The 1,714-nt window shown below is 70.1% G+C and carries 1 protein-coding gene; it reads left to right on the forward strand.

Going from position 1 to position 1,714, the window contains the following annotated elements:
- Positions 1-38: 38 nt before the first annotated feature.
- On the forward strand, positions 39-1,544 hold the full coding sequence (locus FNQ90_RS22160) for a DUF1996 domain-containing protein (RefSeq protein WP_182607969.1): 1,506 nt from the start codon (positions 39-41) through the stop codon (positions 1,542-1,544).
- Positions 1,545-1,714: the final 170 nt, after the last annotated feature.

Consider the following 1,714-nt stretch of genomic DNA (forward strand, 5'->3'; position numbering starts at 1 on the left):
ACCACCCCACCCCCTTCCCCACGACAACGGAGCGACCCATGAGGGACGACACGAGTGACACCCGGGAGATCGCGGGCCGTGGCGGCGGCCGGCGGAACCGGGGCCACAAACGCCGCGGGTTGACCACCCGGCTCACCGTCCTGGTGACCACCCTGGCGGTCGGAGCCGCCGGGACCGTGATCGCCACCCAGTACGCCTCGGCCGGCAACAAGCACCGGGACACCGTTCGGGAACAGCCCCGCGGCAAGGCGTGGCACGGCACCATCAGGTGCCCCGATGTCGGTGACCAACTGGAGGACGTGCCGGAGGGCGTGCGGGCCCGGGTGGACCGGGAACTCTCCCGCCTTGACGCCCAACTCGCGGTCGCCTATCGACAGTTGGCCCATCAGCGGGGCAATCCCCGCCGCGTGATGACGAAGTTGGAGCGGAAGCGTTCCTCCACCATCGGCCGCATCGTGCGCACCCTCGGTTCGGTCACCGAGAGCCCCGACCACCTGCGCGGCCTGGCCGGATGCGAGTTCCAGCGCGGCCGACCGGGCGGGAACCCGGAGCCGCCGCCCGTCGAGGGCGGCGAGGGTGAGGGCGAGGAGATCGGCGGTGTCGGTGAGGGCATCGGCGGCGTCGGCGAGGGTGACGACAACGGCGAGCCCATCGAGAACGGTCCCGTCCCCGAGGACTTCGTGGACATCACCACCGTGGCGCCCAACGTCAACGAGCCGATTCCCGGTGAGAACGCCTCCACCGGAACCCTGCTGTTGGAGTGCGGCCGCAACGAGGAGGGTCGCCACAACTCGGACAACGTCATCGTCGCCCCCGGCGTGAGCAACGGCGCCCACCACATGCACGACTACGTCGGCAACGTCTCCACCGACGCCTTCTCCACCAACGAGAGCCTGGAGGCCGCCGACACCACCTGCACCAACGGTGACCGCTCCACCCACTACTGGCCGGTCATCCGGATCCAGGACGGCACCGACGAGCAGGACTTCGATCAGCCCGGCGGCGGTCTGGACGGCAACATCGGCACCATCCTCACCCCGGAGACCGTCACCATCCGATTCCGCGGCAACCCGTTGGGCGAGGTCACGGCGATGCCGCGCTTCCTGCGCATCATCACCGGTGACGCGCGTTCCTTCACCAACGGCACGGCCAACGCCAACTCCTCGTGGAGCTGCACCGGCTTCGAGGACCGGCAGCTGACCGACCGCTACCCGATCTGCCCCGAGGGCAGCAGCGTGGTGCGCACCTTCGAGTTCCAGAGCTGCTGGGACGGGGAGAACGCCGACAGCGCCAACCACCGCAGTCACGTGGACTTCGTCCGTGAGGACGGCAGTTGCGCCGACGGCTTCGTGGCCATCCCGCAGCTGGTGCACCGCATCACCTACGACATCCCGCCGGGTGCCGTGTACGCGGTGGACAGCTTCCCCGAGCAGTTGCACAAGCCGATCACCGACCACAGCGACTTCATCAACGTCATGACCGACGAGCAGATGAACACGCTCGTGGAGTGCGTCAACAGCGGGCAGCGGTGCGGCCCGCAGTGACCTTCGACCGACAGCCGAACGGCCGTCACCGGTCCTGACCGGCCCGTGATCCGAACCCCCGCCCCGGGGCGATGAGGACCCCATCGCCCCGGGGCGACTGTGCCGTGTCCGGGCCCCGCGGGAGGGCGGTTCCGCCGGCGGAGGGGCCCTCAGCCCCCGGCCCCCTCGGG

Origin of the sequence: Streptomyces alkaliphilus (assembly GCF_014141535.1) — a bacterium.
GTDB classification, from domain to species: Bacteria; Actinomycetota; Actinomycetes; order Streptomycetales; family Streptomycetaceae; genus Streptomyces; species Streptomyces alkaliphilus.

Bases quoted from the DNA above. Each gene is read 5' to 3' on its own strand.
- FNQ90_RS22160 (WP_182607969.1), top strand. From the start codon at position 39: ATGAGGGACGACACGAGTGACACCCGGGAGATCGCGGGCCGTGGCGGC.